Annotated in this window: 15 protein-coding genes; 14 read left to right on the top strand and 1 reads right to left on the bottom strand. The window is 73.8% G+C overall.

All coding sequences use genetic code 11. The features are described 5' to 3' along the window. Positions 1-347: 347 nt before the first annotated feature. The 10 genes from IE265_RS17970 (at position 348) to kynU (ending at position 10,678) form a co-directional block, all read left to right on the top strand. A complete protein-coding gene (locus IE265_RS17970; RefSeq protein ID WP_190036596.1) occupies positions 348-866 on the top strand; it encodes a DUF2617 family protein in 519 nt (172 codons plus the stop codon). Positions 867-992: 126 nt separating this feature from the next. After that, positions 993-2,603 (top strand): polyamine aminopropyltransferase, encoded by a 1,611-nt coding sequence (locus IE265_RS17965; RefSeq protein WP_190036595.1) that lies wholly within the window; start codon positions 993-995, stop codon positions 2,601-2,603. A gap of 77 nt (positions 2,604-2,680) precedes the next feature. Further along, positions 2,681-3,529, top strand: coding sequence for an SRPBCC family protein (locus tag IE265_RS17960; protein ID WP_190036594.1), 849 nt, complete (start codon positions 2,681-2,683; stop codon positions 3,527-3,529). Between the two features lie 280 nt (positions 3,530-3,809). Then, positions 3,810-4,607: an aldose epimerase family protein gene (locus tag IE265_RS17955; protein ID WP_190036593.1), complete on the top strand. Its 798-nt coding sequence runs from the start codon at positions 3,810-3,812 to the stop codon at positions 4,605-4,607. A 10-nt stretch (positions 4,608-4,617) separates the two neighbouring features. Then, complete coding sequence (gene pyrE / locus IE265_RS17950) at positions 4,618-5,166, top strand: orotate phosphoribosyltransferase (RefSeq protein WP_190036592.1); 549 nt, start codon at positions 4,618-4,620, stop codon at positions 5,164-5,166. Between the two features lie 193 nt (positions 5,167-5,359). Beyond that, the gene (gene fbaA, locus IE265_RS17945) at positions 5,360-6,382 is read left to right on the top strand and encodes a class II fructose-bisphosphate aldolase (protein ID WP_190036591.1); all 1,023 of its coding nucleotides are present in this window, start codon (positions 5,360-5,362) and stop codon (positions 6,380-6,382) included. Between the two features lie 100 nt (positions 6,383-6,482). Continuing rightward, positions 6,483-7,976 (top strand): MFS transporter, encoded by a 1,494-nt coding sequence (locus IE265_RS17940; RefSeq protein ID WP_190036590.1) that lies wholly within the window; start codon positions 6,483-6,485, stop codon positions 7,974-7,976. 80 nt (positions 7,977-8,056) lie between these two features. Continuing rightward, positions 8,057-8,470: a DUF3151 domain-containing protein gene (locus IE265_RS17935; protein ID WP_190036589.1), complete on the top strand. Its 414-nt coding sequence runs from the start codon at positions 8,057-8,059 to the stop codon at positions 8,468-8,470. Positions 8,471-8,628: 158 nt separating this feature from the next. Then, positions 8,629-9,474 (top strand): tryptophan 2,3-dioxygenase family protein, encoded by an 846-nt coding sequence (locus IE265_RS17930; protein WP_190036588.1) that lies wholly within the window; start codon positions 8,629-8,631, stop codon positions 9,472-9,474. Beyond that, positions 9,467-10,678, top strand: coding sequence for a kynureninase (gene kynU, locus IE265_RS17925; protein ID WP_190036587.1), 1,212 nt, complete (start codon positions 9,467-9,469; stop codon positions 10,676-10,678). Before IE265_RS17930 ends, kynU begins: the two co-directional genes overlap by 8 nt. A 56-nt stretch (positions 10,679-10,734) precedes the next feature. Here the strand turns inward: kynU and IE265_RS17920 are convergent, their stop codons facing one another. Then, a complete protein-coding gene (locus IE265_RS17920; protein WP_190036586.1) occupies positions 10,735-11,379 on the bottom strand; it encodes a TetR/AcrR family transcriptional regulator in 645 nt (214 codons plus the stop codon). A gap of 235 nt (positions 11,380-11,614) precedes the next feature. Here IE265_RS17920 and IE265_RS17915 point away from each other — a divergent pair, with 235 nt between their 5' ends. The 4 genes from IE265_RS17915 to IE265_RS17900 all read left to right on the top strand — a co-directional run bounded on the left by IE265_RS17915 (position 11,615) and on the right by IE265_RS17900 (position 15,997). Continuing rightward, entirely contained in the window at positions 11,615-12,481 is an 867-nt protein-coding gene (locus IE265_RS17915) for an alpha/beta hydrolase (RefSeq protein WP_190036585.1), read from the top strand. A 225-nt stretch (positions 12,482-12,706) separates the two neighbouring features. Beyond that, positions 12,707-14,053: a sensor histidine kinase gene (locus IE265_RS17910; protein ID WP_190036584.1), complete on the top strand. Its 1,347-nt coding sequence runs from the start codon at positions 12,707-12,709 to the stop codon at positions 14,051-14,053. Beyond that, the gene (locus IE265_RS17905; RefSeq protein ID WP_190036583.1) at positions 14,050-14,715 is read left to right on the top strand and encodes a response regulator; all 666 of its coding nucleotides are present in this window, start codon (positions 14,050-14,052) and stop codon (positions 14,713-14,715) included. The genes IE265_RS17910 and IE265_RS17905 overlap by 4 nt, the downstream gene beginning before the upstream one ends. Positions 14,716-14,776: 61 nt before the next feature. After that, positions 14,777-15,997 carry a cytochrome P450 gene (locus tag IE265_RS17900; protein WP_190036582.1) on the top strand — a complete coding sequence of 407 codons (1,221 nt, stop codon included), beginning with the start codon at positions 14,777-14,779 and terminating at the stop codon, positions 15,995-15,997. Positions 15,998-16,097: the final 100 nt, after the last annotated feature.

The following is a 16,097-nucleotide window of genomic DNA, read 5'->3' as shown; positions in this document are numbered from 1 at the left end:
GTGCCAGTGGCCCGGGAGCCGCGCCCGTGTGCCGGGGTTTTCCGGGGGATCGTGCGGGCCCGGCGGCCCGGTGGGCGCCGAGCGTGCCGAGGGGCGCGAGGGCGCGCACGTGCGGGATGAGCGCACTTCCTACGTGAACAGTTGAGCTGTAGGGCCCTCGGGGGGATGGAAACCCTACGAAGTTGGGTAAAAACGCTGTGGCGGACGCGCTGTTCATGATTCCCTCGTATTCGCCGACGCAGACCCCGGACCTTCCTTCTGACCTGGCCGACCGGGCCGAAATCGCCCGGCGCCGACCGGGGTGCGGCGGACCGACCCCACTCTTTTGCGTGCAGCGGAGCCGACCCATGCTCACGACCCTCAACACCGCCTACACCGACACACGCGCGGCCGATCTGGCCTGGGCCCTGGGGCGCGAGCCGCTGTCCGCGCTCGCGACGCTCGACCTCGAACTCTCCGGCGCGAAGCTGCAGTTGCGACTGCTCGGCGCGTCCCACCAGGTGCTTCTGGAGGAGGAGAGGGGCAGTTGCTCGGAGACGGTCGCCTGCATCGCCGGCAGCAGCAGCCCGCTGCCGCTCGGTGTCGCCGAGCGTGTCGGCGACTGGGAGTACGAGTTCGCGGCGCGCGTCGAGACGCTGTCGCGCGGTTCGTTCGCCGGGCGGGCGCAGGAACTGCTCGCACTGGTCGCCGACCATCCGCACGGCCTCGCCGGAGTGTTCCCCGGCAGCCCGCACGCGTTCACGGCGATGCTCGCGCAGCGGCACGACGGCCAGGTGCACTGGCGCACCTGGCACGCGTATCCGCAGGACGGCCAACTGGTCGCCACCCGGACGCGGGTGGGCGTACGGGTGGCGGCACCGGCCTGACCGCCGCGCATCGGCCGTGTCCGGGGCCGGCCGGCTCCGGGACGGGAGAGGCGTATGCGTCCGGTGCGCGGTTTCCACACGTGTGGGTGACAGGAAGCGGTTGGGCCGTGACGTAGCGTTCCCTGAGTGATCGAACCGCACGCCCCGGCCCCACCCGGCACCGCGCCGCCCCGGAGCGGTCCGGGCCCGGCGGGTCTGCCGGTCAGGCCGGCCACCGGCCGGTTCCTCGTCCTCGTGGGTGTCTTCGTCTGCGCCGCCTGCGGACTCGTGTACGAACTCGAACTTGTCGCCCTCGCCTCGTACTTGATCGGGGACTCGGTCACCCAGGCCTCCGTCGTCCTGTCCGTGATGGTCTTCGCGATGGGGATCGGCTCCCTCCTCGCCAAACGCCTGCGCTGCCGGGCCGCCGCCGGGTTCGGTGCCGTCGAGGCGCTGCTCGCCCTCGTCGGCGGGTGCAGCGCCATGGCCCTGTACGCGGCCTTCGCCTGGACCGGCGACTGGGGCGGGGCGTGGACCGGGGGCTCCAGTTACGTCCTGGTCGCCTTCTCGCTCGCCATCGGCCTGCTCATCGGTGCCGAGGTGCCGCTGCTGATGGAGCTGATCCAGCGCATCCGGCGGCAGGACGCGGGCGGCGCGGTGGCCGACCTGTTCGCCGCCGATTACGTGGGCGCGCTGGCCGGCGGTCTCGCCTTCCCCTTCCTTCTCCTGCCCCTGCTCGGCCAGTTGACGGCGACGCTGGTCACCGGCACGGTCAACGCGATCGCCGGGGGCGCGCTGGTCCTCGGCCTGTTCCGCCAGGACCTGACCCGTCGCGCCCGCTGGCTGCTGGTCGCCGCCAACCTCGCCGTGCTGGGGGTGCTCGGCTCCGCCGCCGTCCTCGTCGACGACTTCGAACGCGCCGCGCGGCAGGAGGTGTACGGCAAGGACGTACGGGTCGCGCTGCACACCGACGTCCAGGAGGTCGTCCTCACCGGTGACACCGACGGCCGCCCGCTCGGCCTCTACCTCGACGGACGGCTCTGGGCCGACGGCGGGGACGAGCGCCGCTACCACAGGGCCCTCGTGCAGCCGGCGATGAACGGCCGCAACACCCGCGTGCTCGTGCTCGGCGGCGGCGACGGTCTCGCCGTGCGCGAGGTGCTGCTGCACCGGGACGTGCGACGGGTCGACGTCGTCGAACTCGACACGCAGTTCGTGCAGTTGGCCCGCACCGATCCGGCGCTCTCGGCGCTGAACGGCCACGCGTTCCGGGACCCGCGGGTGCGGGTGACCGCCGCGGACGCGTTCGGCTGGCTGCGCCGGGCGCCGCGCGACACGTACGACGTGGTGGTCTCCGACCTGCCGGACCCCGGGGCCACGTCGAGTACGAAGCTGTACTCGCAGGAGTTCTACGGCCTCGCGCGCGGGGTCCTCGCGGACGGCGGGCGGCTCGTCGTGCACGCCGGGCCCGTGGCGTCGCGCCCGCGGGTCTTCTGGACGGTCGATGCGACGGTCCGGGCGACCGGGCTGCGGACCGTGCCGTACTCCGTCGGCGGGCACGACCGCGCGCGGGCGGGCACGGCGCGTGCCGCGCACGACTGGGGCTTCGTCCTCGCGTCCCGCGCCCGGCCCCGGCTGTGGACGCCGCCCGGCGCGCCGCACGTGCCGTCCCTGCGGGCGGGGGCGCGTGCCGCGGAGCGGACCCGGCTGACCGGCCTGCCCGTGTCGACGCTCGTGCACCCGAGGTACGCCGACTGAGTCCCTCCGCCGGTGGATCCGGGAGAATCCCGTCATACGGGGGCGCGTCGCGGGCCGTCTGGGTAGGCTCGGCCGACATGGAGCATGAGGTGTTCGTTCCGGTTCCCGTCGAGTCCCTCCGTGAGGCTCTGGCCGATCCCGCGCGGGTGGCCCGGGCGGTGCCCGGGCTCCAGCAGGACGCGGGGACGGCGCCCGTCTCCGGCCGCCTGAAGGTGCGGGTCGGGGGGCACAGCATCACGTACCGCGGGACGCTGCGGGTGTCCGCGCGGGACGACGGGTCGTACGCCGTGGAGGCCGACGCCACCGAGGCCCGCGGCAGCGGATCGGTGAAGCTGGCACTGACGCTGGTCCTCCGTCCGGCGGAGGAGGGCTCGACCGTCGTGGTCTCGGGCAGCGCCTCGGCCGACGGCCGGGTCACGGAACTGCCGCCGGACGCGGTGTCGTCCGCGGGCACGCGGCTGCTCGACCGTTTCGCGGAAGGACTGTCGGCCGTGGTCGCGGCCGATGAGGGTGTGACGGGGTCCGGCGGAGGTGCCTCCGACGACGGGGGCGGGGCCGACTCGGTTGGCGGGGGTGAGCCGGGTGAGCCGCCGCCGCCGTCCGCGCCCGCTCCCTTCGCCGAGGGCGACTTCGCCGGCGGGTTCGAGGCGGATGCCGGTGATGCCGTCGATGCCGTCGATGCGGAGGACGGCGGGGGTGTCGTGCCCGCCCCGGACGCTCCGGCGGAGGCCGCGCACGCGCGGCGGACGATGATCGGCCGGAGTGCGGAGGAGGTCGACCATGCGCCTCCGCGGGGGCGGTACGCGCCCGTGCCTGCGCCGGTGACCACGGGGACGGGGGCCGCTCTGCGGTGGGCCGCGCCTGCCGCCGCCGTCGCGCTGGCCTCGGCCATCGTGGTGGGCCGGGCCCTCCGCCGCCGTCGCTGACGCCGCCCGCCTTTCCCCGCGTCCCGGAGTGGGCGGTTTCGCTGCCGGGTGCGGCGGGCCGGTGGTTGCCCGCGCAGTTCCCCGCGCCCCTGTAGGGCGCTCGGGGTGGGCCTCAGTCACCTCAGGGGCGCGGGGAACTGCGCGATCCGCCCCCCACTGGGCCGCAGACAGGGGGTTCGGGTGGGCCCGAGTCCCCCGGCCGGGTCGCGGGCGGACGGGATCGTGGGGCCCGGGTCGGGCAGGGGCGCGGGGCGGGTGCCGTGGACAGTAGGGTCTTCGCGTGAGTAACGAAGACATCACCCTGACCGCGGGAGACGCGGAAGCCACCGTGTCCCCCGCAGCCGGCGGCCGGGTCACCGGCCTCCGAGTCTCCGGAACCGAACTGCTGCGGCAGGGCGACAAGTTCGGCTGCTTCCCGATGGTCCCCTGGTGCGGACGGACCCGCGAGGGCCGCTTCCTGAACGGCGGCACCCCGCACGCCCTCCCCCTCAACGCCCCGCCGCACGCCATCCACGGCACCGCCCGCGACGGCGTCTGGAGCACGGCCCGCAAGAGCGCGGACGAGGCCGTCATCACGTACGACCTCGTCGACCCCTGGCCGTACTCCGGCCGGGTCACCCAGGCGGTCACCCTGACCGAGGACAACCTGTCGCTGACCATGTCGGTGGAGACCTACGACGTCTCCTTCCCGGCGCAGATCGGCTGGCACCCCTGGTTCAACCGCTCCCTCGGCGGCGACGGCGCTCAGGACGTCCGCATCGACTTCACCGCGGCCTGGCAGGAGGAGCGGGGCGACGACCACCTGCCGACCGGCCGCCGCGTCGACCCGCTGCCGGGCCCCTGGGACGACTGCTTCGGGATGCCCGGCGGCGTCGACGTCACCCTCACCTGGCCGGGCCGGCTGGAGCTGAAGGTGGCCTCCCGCGAGGAGTGGGTCGTCGTCTACGACGAGCAGGAGGCCGCCGTGTGCGTGGAGCCGCAGACCGGCCCGCCGAACGGCCTGAACACCGCGCCCCGCCTCGTCACGCCCATCGAGCCGCTGGAAGCCGCCACGACCTGGACCTGGCGGCGCCTCTAAGCTGACAGGCATGACGGACGTACGCGGCGCGCTGCTGCAGCAGATCAAGGACAAGGCCGTGGTGCACGGCAAGGTGACCCTCTCCTCGGGTCTCGAGGCCGACTACTACGTCGACCTGCGCCGGATCACGTTGGACGGCGAGGCCGCGCCGCTGGTCGGCCAGGTCCTCCTCGACCTCACCGCCGACCTGGAGTTCGACGCCGTCGGCGGGCTGACCATGGGCGCCGACCCGGTCGCCGGGGCCATGCTGCACGCCGCCGCCGCGAGCGGCCGCACGCTGGACGCGTTCGTCGTCCGCAAGGCCGCCAAGGCGCACGGTCTGCAGCGCCGTGTCGAGGGCCCCGGGATCGAGGGCCGCCGCGTCCTCGTCGTCGAGGACACCTCGACCACGGGCGGCTCCCCGCTGGAGGCCGTCCAGGCCGTCCGGGAGGCCGGGGCCGAGGTCGTGGGCGTCGCCACGATCGTCGACCGTGCCACCGGCGCCGCCGAGAAGATCGAGGCCGGTGCCGGCGTGCCGTACCTCTTCGCCTACTCCAAGGGCGAGTTGGGGCTCGACTGAGGTAGCGCCCGCGGGACCCCGCCGACGGCCCGGTCCCGCATGCCGGACAGGGGGTCGGGAGCATCCGGCGACGTCTGGAAGGATGGGGCCGACGATGACGTCGCCCCCCTAGGTCAGGGCCATAAGCACCAGTCCCCGTCGTACCGCGGCAGCAGCAGCAGTACACAGACCCGCACATACAAGGAGCGGACAGATGCCCATCGCAACCCCCGAGGTCTACAACGAGATGCTCGACCGGGCGAAGGCAGGCAAGTTCGCCTACCCGGCCATCAACGTGACCTCGTCCCAGACCCTGCACGCTGCGCTGCGCGGCTTCGCGGAGGCCGAGAGCGACGGCATCATCCAGATCTCCACCGGTGGCGCGGAGTTCCTGGGCGGCCAGCACAACAAGGACATGGTGACCGGCGCCGTCGCGCTCGCCGAGTTCGCGCACATCGTCGCCGCGAAGTACGACATCACGGTCGCGCTGCACACGGACCACTGTCCCAAGGACAAGCTGGACGGCTACGTGCGTCCGCTGCTCGACATCTCCGCCGAGCGTGTCGCCAAGGGCGAGAACCCGCTGTTCCAGTCCCACATGTGGGACGGCTCCGCCGAGACCCTCGCCGACAACCTGGCCATCGGCCAGGAGCTGCTCGCCAAGGCCGTCGCCGCGAAGATCATCCTCGAGGTCGAGATCACCCCGACCGGCGGCGAGGAGGACGGCGTCAGCCACGAGATCAACGACGAGCTGTACACGACCGTCGACGACGCCCTGCGCACCGCCGAGGCCCTCGGCCTGGGCGACCGGGGCCGCTACCTGCTCGCCGCGTCCTTCGGCAACGTGCACGGCGTCTACAAGCCGGGCAACGTCGTCCTGCGCCCCGAGCTGCTCAAGGACCTCCAGGAGGGCGTGGCCGCCAAGTACGGCAAGGCGAGCCCGTTCGACTTCGTCTTCCACGGCGGCTCCGGCTCCACCGCCGAGGAGATCGCCACCGCGCTGGAGAACGGCGTCGTGAAGATGAACCTCGACACCGACACCCAGTACGCGTTCACCCGGCCGGTCGTGGACCACATGTTCCGCAACTACGACGCGGTCCTGAAGGTCGACGGCGAGGTCGGCACCAAGTCGAAGTACGACCCCCGCACCTGGGGCAAGCTCGCCGAGGCCGGAATGGCCCAGCGGGTGACCGAGGCCTGCGCCGCCCTGCGCTCCACGGGCACCAGGCTCAAGTAGCGCCACCGGCGGCGCCGCCGCGCCCGCGCGGCGGCCCGACCGGCCGGGGCCCGGCCTCCTTCGGGGGGCCGGGCCCCCGCGTTGTCCGTATGCTCCGACCATGGCTGCCCCCGCGCAGGAGTCCCCGTCCGTAAGGATCTCCAGTTCCACCGGGAAGTGGATCCTGCTCACCACCGTGCTCGGGTCGAGCATGGCGATGCTGGACTCGACGGTGGTGACCGTCGCCCTGCCGACGATCGGCCGCGACCTCGACGCGGACCTCGCCGCGCTCCAGTGGACCGTCAACGCGTACATGCTGACCCTCGCCGGGCTGATCCTCCTCGGCGGTGCGCTGGGCGACCGCTTCGGGCGGCGGAAGGTCTTCGTCGTCGGCGTGGTCTGGTTCGCCGCGGCCTCCCTGCTGTGCGGGCTCGCGCCGAGCGCGGGCGTCCTGGTGGCGGCCCGCGCGCTCCAGGGCGTCGGCGGCGCGCTCCTCACCCCCGGCTCGCTGGCCCTGATCCAGGCGTCGTTCCACCCGGACGACCGGGCGAGGGCCGTCGGCCTGTGGTCGGGTTTCGGCGGGGTCGGCGCGGCGATCGGCCCGTTCCTGGGCGGCTGGCTCGTGGACGGCCCCGGCTGGCGCTGGGTGTTCCTCCTGAACGTCCCGCTCGCCCTGCTGTGCGCCCCGATCGCCATGCGGCACGTGCCGGAGTCGAAGGACGACCAGGTGCACGGCCGCGGCTTCGACGTGCTCGGCGCGTTCCTCGGCGCGCTGTCCCTGGCGCTCGTGACGTACGCGCTCATCGAGGCGCCCGTCGGCTCGCCGGTCGTGGTCGGCGTCTCGGCGGCGGCGGGCGTGGCGTCCGGCGTGGCCTTCGTGGCCGTGGAGCGGCGGCGGGCCGACCCGATGATGCCGCTCGGCATCTTCTCGTCCCGCCAGTTCTCGGCGGTCAACGCGGTCACCGTGTGCGTGTACGCCGCCTTCGGCGGGTTCTTCTTCCTGTGCACGCTCCAGCTCCAGGTCGTCGCCGGGTACTCGGCCCTCGAAGCGGGGGTCGCCCTGCTGCCGACCACCGTCCTGATGCTGTTCCTGTCGGCCCGTTCGGGCGAGCTGGGCCAGCGCATCGGCCCGCGCATCCCGCTCACGGTGGGCCCGCTGCTGGCGGCCGCCGGAATGCTGCTGATGCTGCGGGTGGGCCAGGGCGCCTCGTACGTCTCGGACGTCCTGCCCGCCGTGCTGGTCCTCGGCGTCGGCATGGTGGCGCTGGTGGCACCCCTCACCGCGACGGTGCTCGCCTCCGTGGACGCCGGGCGGGCGGGTCTGGCCAGCGGCATCAACAACGCGGCGGCCCGTGCGGCCGGTCTCGTCGCGGTCGCCGCGCTGCCCCTGCTGGTCGGGATGGGCGAGGAGGCCTACCGTTCCGCGGACGCCTTCGACCAGGCGTTCCGGCGCGCGATGCCCCTGTGCGCGGGCATCCTGGTCGTGGGCGCGGTGATCGCCTTCACGACCGTGCGCAAGCCGCCGCCGGACTGCCTGCGCCCCGAGTGCCTCACGCACGGCAGTGTGACGGCACCGCCGCTGGAGCCGAACCGCGCGCGGGCACGTCTGGAGTGAGCGGGCCCGGCGGGCACCGCGCCCGGCCGGGACGGCCCGCGGTGCCCGCCGGGGGCCCCGGGCCAGGCAGACTGGAACCCATGTCCATTCACGAGAACCTGCTCGGGGGACCGCCCCCGACCCACCTGCCCGACGATCCGGAGCCGCGTGAGCTCCTCGCGAACGGCACGGCGCCCGCCGATGTCGCCGCGAAGTACCCCACGTCCTCACTCGCCTGGGCGCAGCTCGCCGACGAGGCGTACGAGCGCGGCAGCGTCGTCGAGTCGTACGCGTACGCCCGCACCGGCTACCACCGCGGTCTGGACGCCCTTCGCCGGGGCGGCTGGAAGGGCCACGGCCCGGTGCCGTGGGAGCACGAGCCGAACCGCGGCTTCCTGCGCGCCCTGCACGGCCTGGCCCGTGCCGCGCAGGCGATCGGCGAGCAGGCGGAGTACGAGCGCTGCTCGCAGTTCCTGAAGGACTCCTCGCCGGCGGCGGCCCAGACACTGGGCTAGGCCTCAGGCCGTGTTCGCGCAGGTCCGCCCGGGGTCACACCGGGCGGACCTTGCGGTTTCGGGGGACGATTGTGGAGGATGCCGGTGGGGACCGGGGCCCCCGTGTCGGAATTCGGCAGGGGCGGACCGCTACCCGGAGCACACAACAGGAGACAGCGATGTCCCAGCAGGCTCAGCCCCAAGAGGCTTCGGAGCCCGAGACCCCGCATCTCGACTTCCAGGGCACGACCCCGTACGAGGACTACGTCCAGGCGGACGTCCTGACCCACCTGCAGCACACCCGTTCCGACGACCCCGGCGAGATGGTCTTCCTGGTCACCACCCAGGTCATGGAGCTGTGGTTCACGGTCGTCGTCCACGAGTGGGAGACCGCCGCGCGTGCGCTGCGCGGCGACGACGTGCCGGTCGCGGTGGCGGCCCTGAAGCGCTCGGTGCGTGAGCTGGAGGCGCTGAACGCCTCGTGGCGGCCGCTGGCCCAGCTCACCCCGGCCCAGTTCAACTCGTACCGCGGCGCTCTCGGCGAGGGCTCCGGATTCCAGTCCGCGATGTACCGGCGGATGGAGTTCCTGCTCGGCGAGAAGTCCGCCTCGATGCTGGTGCCGCACCGCGGCGCGCCCCGGGTGCACGCCGAGCTGGAGAAGGCGCTCCAGGAGCCGAGCCTGTACGACGAGGTGCTGCGGCTGCTGGCCCGGCGCGGCCACGCGGTGCCGGCCGAGGTCCTGAACCGTGACGTCTCCCTGCGCTACGAGCCGTCCCCCGAGGTCGAGGCTGTGTGGACCGCGCTGTACGCGGGCGACGAGAGCTCCGAGACGGCCCGGCTGGGCGAGGCGCTGACCGACGTCGCCGAGCTGGTGTGGCGCTGGCGCAACGACCACCTCGTGGCGACGCGGCGGGCGATGGGCTCGAAGACGGGCACGGGCGGCTCCGCCGGTGTGGCGTGGCTGGAGAAGCGCGCCCGCAAGAACGTCTTCCCCGAGCTGTGGACGGCGCGGTCCCATGTCTGAGTCGTACGCGAAGCGCGCGGCCGAGCTGGACGCCGCGGACGAACTGGCGTCGGTCCGGGCGCGGTTCGTGCTCGACGACGTCGTGTACCTGGACGGGAACTCGCTCGGGGCGCTGCCCCGCTCGGTGCCCGGACGTGTCGAGGACGTCGTACGGCGGCAGTGGGGCTCGCTGCGCATCCGGTCCTGGGACGAGAGCGGCTGGTGGACCGCGCCGGAGCGGATCGGCGACCGGATAGCCCCGCTGGTGGGTGCCGCGGCCGGGCAGACGGTCGTCGGCGACTCGACCAGCGTCAACCTCTTCAAGGCCCTCGTCGGGGCGGTACGGCTCGCGGGGGAGGGGCGCGACGAGATCCTCGTCGACGCCACGACCTTCCCCACGGACGGGTACATCGCCGCGTCGGCGGCCCGGCTCACCGGCTGCACCCTGCGCCCGGTGGCGCCGGACGAGGTGCCCGGCGCGGTCGGGCCGCGCACGGCCGTGGTGCTGCTCAACCACGTGGACTACCGCACCGGCCGGCTGTACGACCTGCCGTCGCTGACGGCGGCGGTCCACGCGGCGGGCGCCCTCGTGGTGTGGGACCTGTGCCACAGCGCCGGCGCGCTGCCGGTCGGCCTCGACGAGCACGGGGTGGACCTCGCGGTCGGCTGCACCTACAAGTACCTGAACGGCGGCCCGGGTTCACCGGCCTTCCTGTACATCCGCAGGGATCTGCAGGCACGCTTCGACTCACCGCTGCCGGGCTGGAACTCGCACGCCGACCCCTTCGGCATGACCCCGGACTTCAGCCCCGCGCCCGGTGCGCTGCGCGGCCGGGTCGGCACCCCCGACATCCTGTCGATGCTCGCGCTGGAGGCGGCCCTCGAGGTCTGGGACGACGTGTCCGTCAGTGCGGTGCGCGCCAAGTCCCTCGCCCTGACGGACTTCTTCCTGGAGTGCGTCGCGGCCTACGTGCCGCAGGGCGCGGTGGAGTCGGTGACCCCGTCCGCCCACGCGGACCGGGGCAGCCAGGTCGCGCTGCGCTGCCAGGGGGCCGACGCGGTGATGCGCAGCCTGATCGAACGGGGTGTGGTCGGCGACTTCCGCGCCCCGGACGTCCTGCGCTTCGGCTTCACGCCGCTGTACGTGGGGTTCGGCGACGTGGAGCGCGCCGCGCGCGTGCTGGCCGAGGTGCTGGCCGGGGAGCCGGCCGGCGCACCCGTCTAGGCGGTCCGGTTCCGGCACCCCGGTCCCGTGCGCCGGCCGGTGCCGGACGGTGGCCGTCACACGTCGGCCGCGGGGCGGAACACCCCCGCCCGGGCGGCGGCGACGGCGGCGTCCGCGGCCCGGAAGGCGGCGTCCGGGCCGGGGGCGGAACCCGTGGTGAGCAATGTGTAGTAGAGGGGCGCCGAGACCGCCCGCACCACCTCGGCGGGGTCCGTGCCCGTCGGCAACTCGCCCCGGGCGACGGCCTGTTCGACGCACGGTGCCCACTCGGCCACCCGTACCTCGTAGAACCGGCGCAGCGCGTCGGAGGTGCGCGCGTCGCAGGTCGCGGCGGCGATCACCGCCCGGAACAGGGCTCCCTGGCGGGGGTCGGCCAGCGTGCGCCGGACCAGGTCCGCGTTGGCGCGCAGGTCGCCGAGGACCGACCCGGTCTCCGTGCGGGGGAGGGACTGCTCGGCCATGTCCGCGAGCAGGTCGGCGACGAGCCCGGTGACCGATCCCCACCGCCGGTACACGGTCGTCTTCCCCACCTCGGCCCGCCGGGCCACGTCGGCCAGGTCGAGGCCGGCGAAGCCCTGTTCGGCCAGGACGTCCCCGGCGGCCCGCAGTACGGACGCACGCACGCGGGCGGTCCGTCCGCCGGGGCGCAGGGTGCCGGGTTCGGCGGCGGGTGCGGTGCCGGTGCCGGGCTCGGCGCTCATGGTGGGCTCCTTCGTGGGGGTGGACCCGGTGCTGCGGGTGCCAGCGTAACGAAACGGCAGAACCGTTTAACCCTCACCCTGTGTGACGGCCACGTGATCACACACGTCACCGGCCTGATAGCGTCCCGCCAACGGTCCGCCCGCCGGAGCGTGTTGGGCGAGCCGCCCGGCCCGCCGGTCCCGGCGCGGGCCGCCCCGGGTGAACACGCACCCCGTACCGCTGAGAGGCTGGAGCATGACGGACGACGCCCGCGACGCCGCGGAGGAGGAGTCGGCCTTCTCGCATCCGCCGGTCGACCCCGACGCCACCGCCGCGTACGGCGACCATCCCGACCAGGTCGTCGACTTCTACGCGCCGCGCGGCGGCGAGGAACGGGCCCCGCTCGTCGTCGTCCTGCACGGTGGCGCCTGGCGGGCCCCGTACGACCGCCGGCACGTCACCCCGTTCGCGGACTTCCTGGCCAGGCGCGGCTTCGCCGTGGCCAACGTGGAGTACCGGCGCGGCGGCACGATCCCGGCACAGGGCGGCGAGGGGCCCGTGGCCGGCCGCTGGCCCGACACCTTCGACGACATCGCGGCGGCGCTCGACGCGCTGCCCGCGCTGGTGCGCACGGCGCTGCCGCAGGCCGACCCCGGCCGGACGGTCGTGACCGGGCACTCGGCGGGCGGACAGCTCGCGCTGTGGGCCGCCGCCCGCCATCTGCTGCCCGCCGGCTCCCCCTGGCGCACGGACCGGCCCGCGCCGCTGCGGGGCGTCGTCGCCCTCGCCCCGATCGCCGACTTCGAGGTGGCCGGGAAGCTGGACGTCTGCTCCGGCGCCGCCCGGCAGCTCCTGGGCGGCGACGCGCGGTTCGAGGAGCGCCGACCGTACGCCGATCCGGCGCTGCTGCTGCCGACGGGGATCGCCACGACGCTCGTGCAGGGCCGTAGGGACGCCGTCGTCCCGATGGCGGTCGCCGAGGCGTACGCGGACGCCGCGGCGAAGGCCGGTGAGGTGGTGGGCCTGACGCTCCTGGAGGACGTCGGCCACTTCCCCCTGATCGACCCGGCGGCGGACGCGTGCGCGGTGGTCGCCGAGGAGATCACCCAACTCGCCTGGTAGGAAGGCCCTCCGGCCCGGCCGGGTGCCGTCGGTGCCGCAGCCCGTCCTCCCGCGCCGCTGTGCGGGCCGTGCTCCGCCGCGCCGGACGGGTGCCCGTGGGGCCGGAGGTCCCCGCGGGGCAGCGCGGTCCCCGCGGCCGTGCCGTCCGTAGTACCTGAGGGGGATCCCCGAGGACCCTTCTCACAGGTGACGACCGCGAGCCGTCCGACGCCTACCGTTCTGTACGTGACCGAGACGACCCAGACGCAGACGACACCGGCGGGCGGTGCCAGGCCGCGCAGCCCCGAGTTCCAGCTGGCGAAGGACGCCCTGCGCGGTTTGCGGCAGGACCTGTTCCACGACGCCTTCGCCTACCGCCCGCTGGCCCGCATGCGGGTGGACGGCACCGTGACCCGGATGCTGCCCGACCGCCCCAAGGAACGGGCGGTGTGGATACCCCACGCGGTGGTGGTGGCGGCCGGGCTGCTGGCCCTGCTCATCTCCCTCGCCGGCAACGGCGGCAGCGACCTCCCGCAACTGCTCACCGGACTCCTCTCGCTGGCCACGATCCTGCTCACCCTGGTCAGGCCGGTCGGCGCCTTCTGGGTCTCGATGGCGGCGACCCCGGTCACCGCCCTGTTCGGCGACTCCTGGAGCGACTGGCCCTGGCTGCCCGGCAGCTTCGCGACCCACCTCGTGGTGCTCACGGTCGTCGCCCTGCGCACCAGACCCCGCACGGCCGCCTGGATGTGGGCGGTGACCGCCGCGTACGGCGTCCTCGCGGAGTTCTTCTTCTCCGGTGGCCACTACTACACGAACACCCTGCCGTTCCTCTTCGTCAGCGCCCTGGTGCTGCTGCTCGTCACCGTCTGGCACGTGCGGCACGAGGCGGCGCGCAAGGTGACCGCCCAGCAGTCCGTCACCGCGCACGAGCGCTCCAGGCGCACCCTGCTGGAGGAACGCACGACGATCGCCCGCGAACTGCACGACGTGGTCGCCCACCACATGTCGGTGGTCGCGATCCAGGCGGAGGCCGCGCCCTACCGCGTGGAGAACCCGCCGCCCGAGCTGGAGTACGCCTTCGCCGTCATCCGGGAGAACGCCGTCGTCGCGCTCTCCGAGCTGCGCCGCGTCCTCGGTGTCGTACGGGCCGAGGACTACGAGGCCCCGGACGCCCCGCAGCCCAGGCTCGCCGACCTCGACCGGCTCCTGGAGAACGTGCGGGACGCCGGACTCCGGGTGGACAAGGCGGTCACGGGGGCGGTGCGAGAACTCCCGCAGGGCGTCGAGCTGTCCGCGTACCGCATCGTCCAGGAGGCGCTGAGCAACAGCCTGCGCCACGCGCCGGGCGCCGAGGCCAGGGTCGAGATCGGGTACGTGCTGGGCGGCCTCGGGCTGCGGATCGTGAACGGCCCCGCGACGGGACTGGCCAAGCCCTCGGTGGGGGCCGGCCACGGCATCACGGGCATGCGTGAGCGCGTGACGATGCTCGACGGGGAGATGACCTCGGGCACGACGGACGAGGGCGGCTTCGAGGTCGCGGTCTTCCTGCCGGTTCCGGCGGCGACCGCTCCGGCGGAGGAGCGGCCGTGACCATCCGGGTTCTGATCGCCGACGACCAGGCGATGGTCCGCGAGGGCTTCTCGGTGCTCCTCGGCGCGATGCCGGACATCGAGGTCGTGGGCGAGGCCGTCAACGGCCGGGAGGCCGTCGAGCGGGTCCGCGAACTCTGCCCGGACGTCGTCCTGATGGACATCCGGATGCCCGAGATGAACGGTATCGAGGCCACCCGCGAGATCGTCGCGGCGGACGGCACGGCGAAGGTGCTCGTACTGACCACGTTCGACCTCGACGAGTACGTGTACCAGGCCCTGCGGGCCGGTGCCTCGGGCTTCCTCCTCAAGGACGCCTCTGCCCGGCAGCTCGCCGACGGGGTGCGGGTGGTGGCGGCGGGGGAGGCGCTGCTCGCGCCCTCGGTGACCAGACGGCTGATCACGGAGTTCTCGAAACTGGCCGAGACGCCCCGTCTGTCGGCCACCGCGCAGGCGGCGTACGGGGACCTGACCGAGCGGGAGACGGAGGTGCTGGTGCTGATCGCGCAGGGCCTGTCCAACGCCGAGATCGCGGGGCGGCTCGTGGTCGCCGAGTCCACCATCAAGACCCACGTCAGCCGCATCCTGGTGAAACTCGGCCTGCGGGACCGCACCCAGGCGGCGGTGTTCGCGTACGAGGCACGGCTCGTCACTCCGGGCTAGCGACGGGCGGGCGGGACGGACGGCCCTGGTCAGCGGGGGTGTCTGCGGCTAGCGTCCGGGTATGGCAGCTTTGGAGACTCCGCAGTCCTTCGACCCCTGGGACCCGGCCTTCGTGGCCGATCCCTATCCCGCGTACGCCGAGCTGCGTGCCAAGGGACGGGTGCACCACTACGCGCCCACGAACCAGTGGCTGGTGCCGCACCACGCGGACGTGTCGGCGCTGCTGAGGGACCGGCGGCTGGGCCGCACCTACCAGCACCGCTTCACGCACGAGGACTTCGGCCGCACCGCGCCGCCGGCCGAGCACGAGCCCTTCCACGTGCTGAACGACCACGGGATGCTCGACCTGGAGCCGCCGGACCACACGCGCATCCGGCGGCTGGTGTCGAAGGCGTTCACCCCGCGGACCGTGGAGCGGCTGCGGCCCTACGTGGACCGGCTGGCGTCCGAGCTGGTCGGCGAGCTGGTCGCGGCGGGCGGCGGTGACCTGCTCACGGTGGTGGCCGAGCCGCTCCCGGTGGCGGTCATCGCGGAGATGCTGGGCATCCCGGAGTCCGAACGGTCCCAGCTGCGGCCCTGGTCGGCGGACATCTGCGGGATGTACGAGCTGAATCCGCCGCAGGACACGGCGGAGCGGGCGGTGCGCGCGTCGGTGGAGTTCACGGAGTTCCTGCACGACCTGATCGCGGTGCGCCGCGAGAAGCCGGGCGACGACCTGGTCTCGGGGCTGATCGCCGCGCACGACGAGGGGGACCGGCTCACCGAGCAGGAGATGATCTCGACCTGCGTGCTCCTGCTGAACGCGGGGCACGAGGCGACGGTAAACGCCACGGTGAACGGCTGGTCGGCGCTGTTCCGGCACCCCGAGCAGCTCGCGGCACTGCGTGCAGACCGCGGGCTGGTGGGCACCGCCGTCGAGGAACTGATGCGGTACGACACCCCGTTGCAGATGTTCGAGCGGTGGGTGCTGGACGACATCGAGGTCGACGGGACGGTGATCCCGCGGGGCAGCGAGGTGGCGCTGCTCTTCGGTTCCGCCAACCACGACCCCGCGGTCTTCGACCGGCCCGCCGAACTCGACCTGTCCCGGGCGGAGAACCCGCACATCTCGTTCAGCGCGGGCATCCACTACTGCATCGGCGCCCCGCTCGCCCGCCTCGAACTCGCCGCTTCCATGGGCGCGTTGCTCGACCGCGCGCCGACGCTGCGGCTCGCGGCCGAACCGCGCCTGAAGCCGAACTTCGTCATCCGTGGGATGGAGGGCCTGCTCGTCGAACTGTGAACCACCCTCGCGCCGCGGGTGGTTGGGCGCCCCGGACTCCGGACCCGGCACGCCCCCACGGCCGCTCGGGCCCGCGCACGGCCCGAGGCCGCGGGCCTCG

The organism is Streptomyces fructofermentans (assembly GCF_014651055.1).
GTDB lineage: Bacteria > Actinomycetota > Actinomycetes > Streptomycetales > Streptomycetaceae > Streptomyces > Streptomyces fructofermentans.
This window is presented reverse-complemented; position numbering and strand designations above follow the sequence as displayed.

Bases quoted from the DNA above. Each gene is read 5' to 3' on its own strand.
- IE265_RS17970 (WP_190036596.1), top strand. From the start codon at position 348: ATGCTCACGACCCTCAACACCGCCTACACCGACACACGCGCGGCCGAT.
- IE265_RS17960 (WP_190036594.1), top strand. From the start codon at position 2,681: ATGGAGCATGAGGTGTTCGTTCCGGTTCCCGTCGAGTCCCTCCGTGAG.
- pyrE (WP_190036592.1), top strand. From the start codon at position 4,618: ATGACGGACGTACGCGGCGCGCTGCTGCAGCAGATCAAGGACAAGGCC.
- fbaA (WP_190036591.1), top strand. From the start codon at position 5,360: ATGCCCATCGCAACCCCCGAGGTCTACAACGAGATGCTCGACCGGGCG.
- IE265_RS17940 (WP_190036590.1), top strand. From the start codon at position 6,483: ATGGCTGCCCCCGCGCAGGAGTCCCCGTCCGTAAGGATCTCCAGTTCC.
- IE265_RS17935 (WP_190036589.1), top strand. From the start codon at position 8,057: ATGTCCATTCACGAGAACCTGCTCGGGGGACCGCCCCCGACCCACCTG.
- IE265_RS17930 (WP_190036588.1), top strand. From the start codon at position 8,629: ATGTCCCAGCAGGCTCAGCCCCAAGAGGCTTCGGAGCCCGAGACCCCG.
- kynU (WP_190036587.1), top strand. From the start codon at position 9,467: ATGTCTGAGTCGTACGCGAAGCGCGCGGCCGAGCTGGACGCCGCGGAC.
- IE265_RS17920 (WP_190036586.1), bottom strand. From the start codon at position 11,379: ATGAGCGCCGAGCCCGGCACCGGCACCGCACCCGCCGCCGAACCCGGC.
- IE265_RS17915 (WP_190036585.1), top strand. From the start codon at position 11,615: ATGACGGACGACGCCCGCGACGCCGCGGAGGAGGAGTCGGCCTTCTCG.
- IE265_RS17900 (WP_190036582.1), top strand. From the start codon at position 14,777: ATGGCAGCTTTGGAGACTCCGCAGTCCTTCGACCCCTGGGACCCGGCC.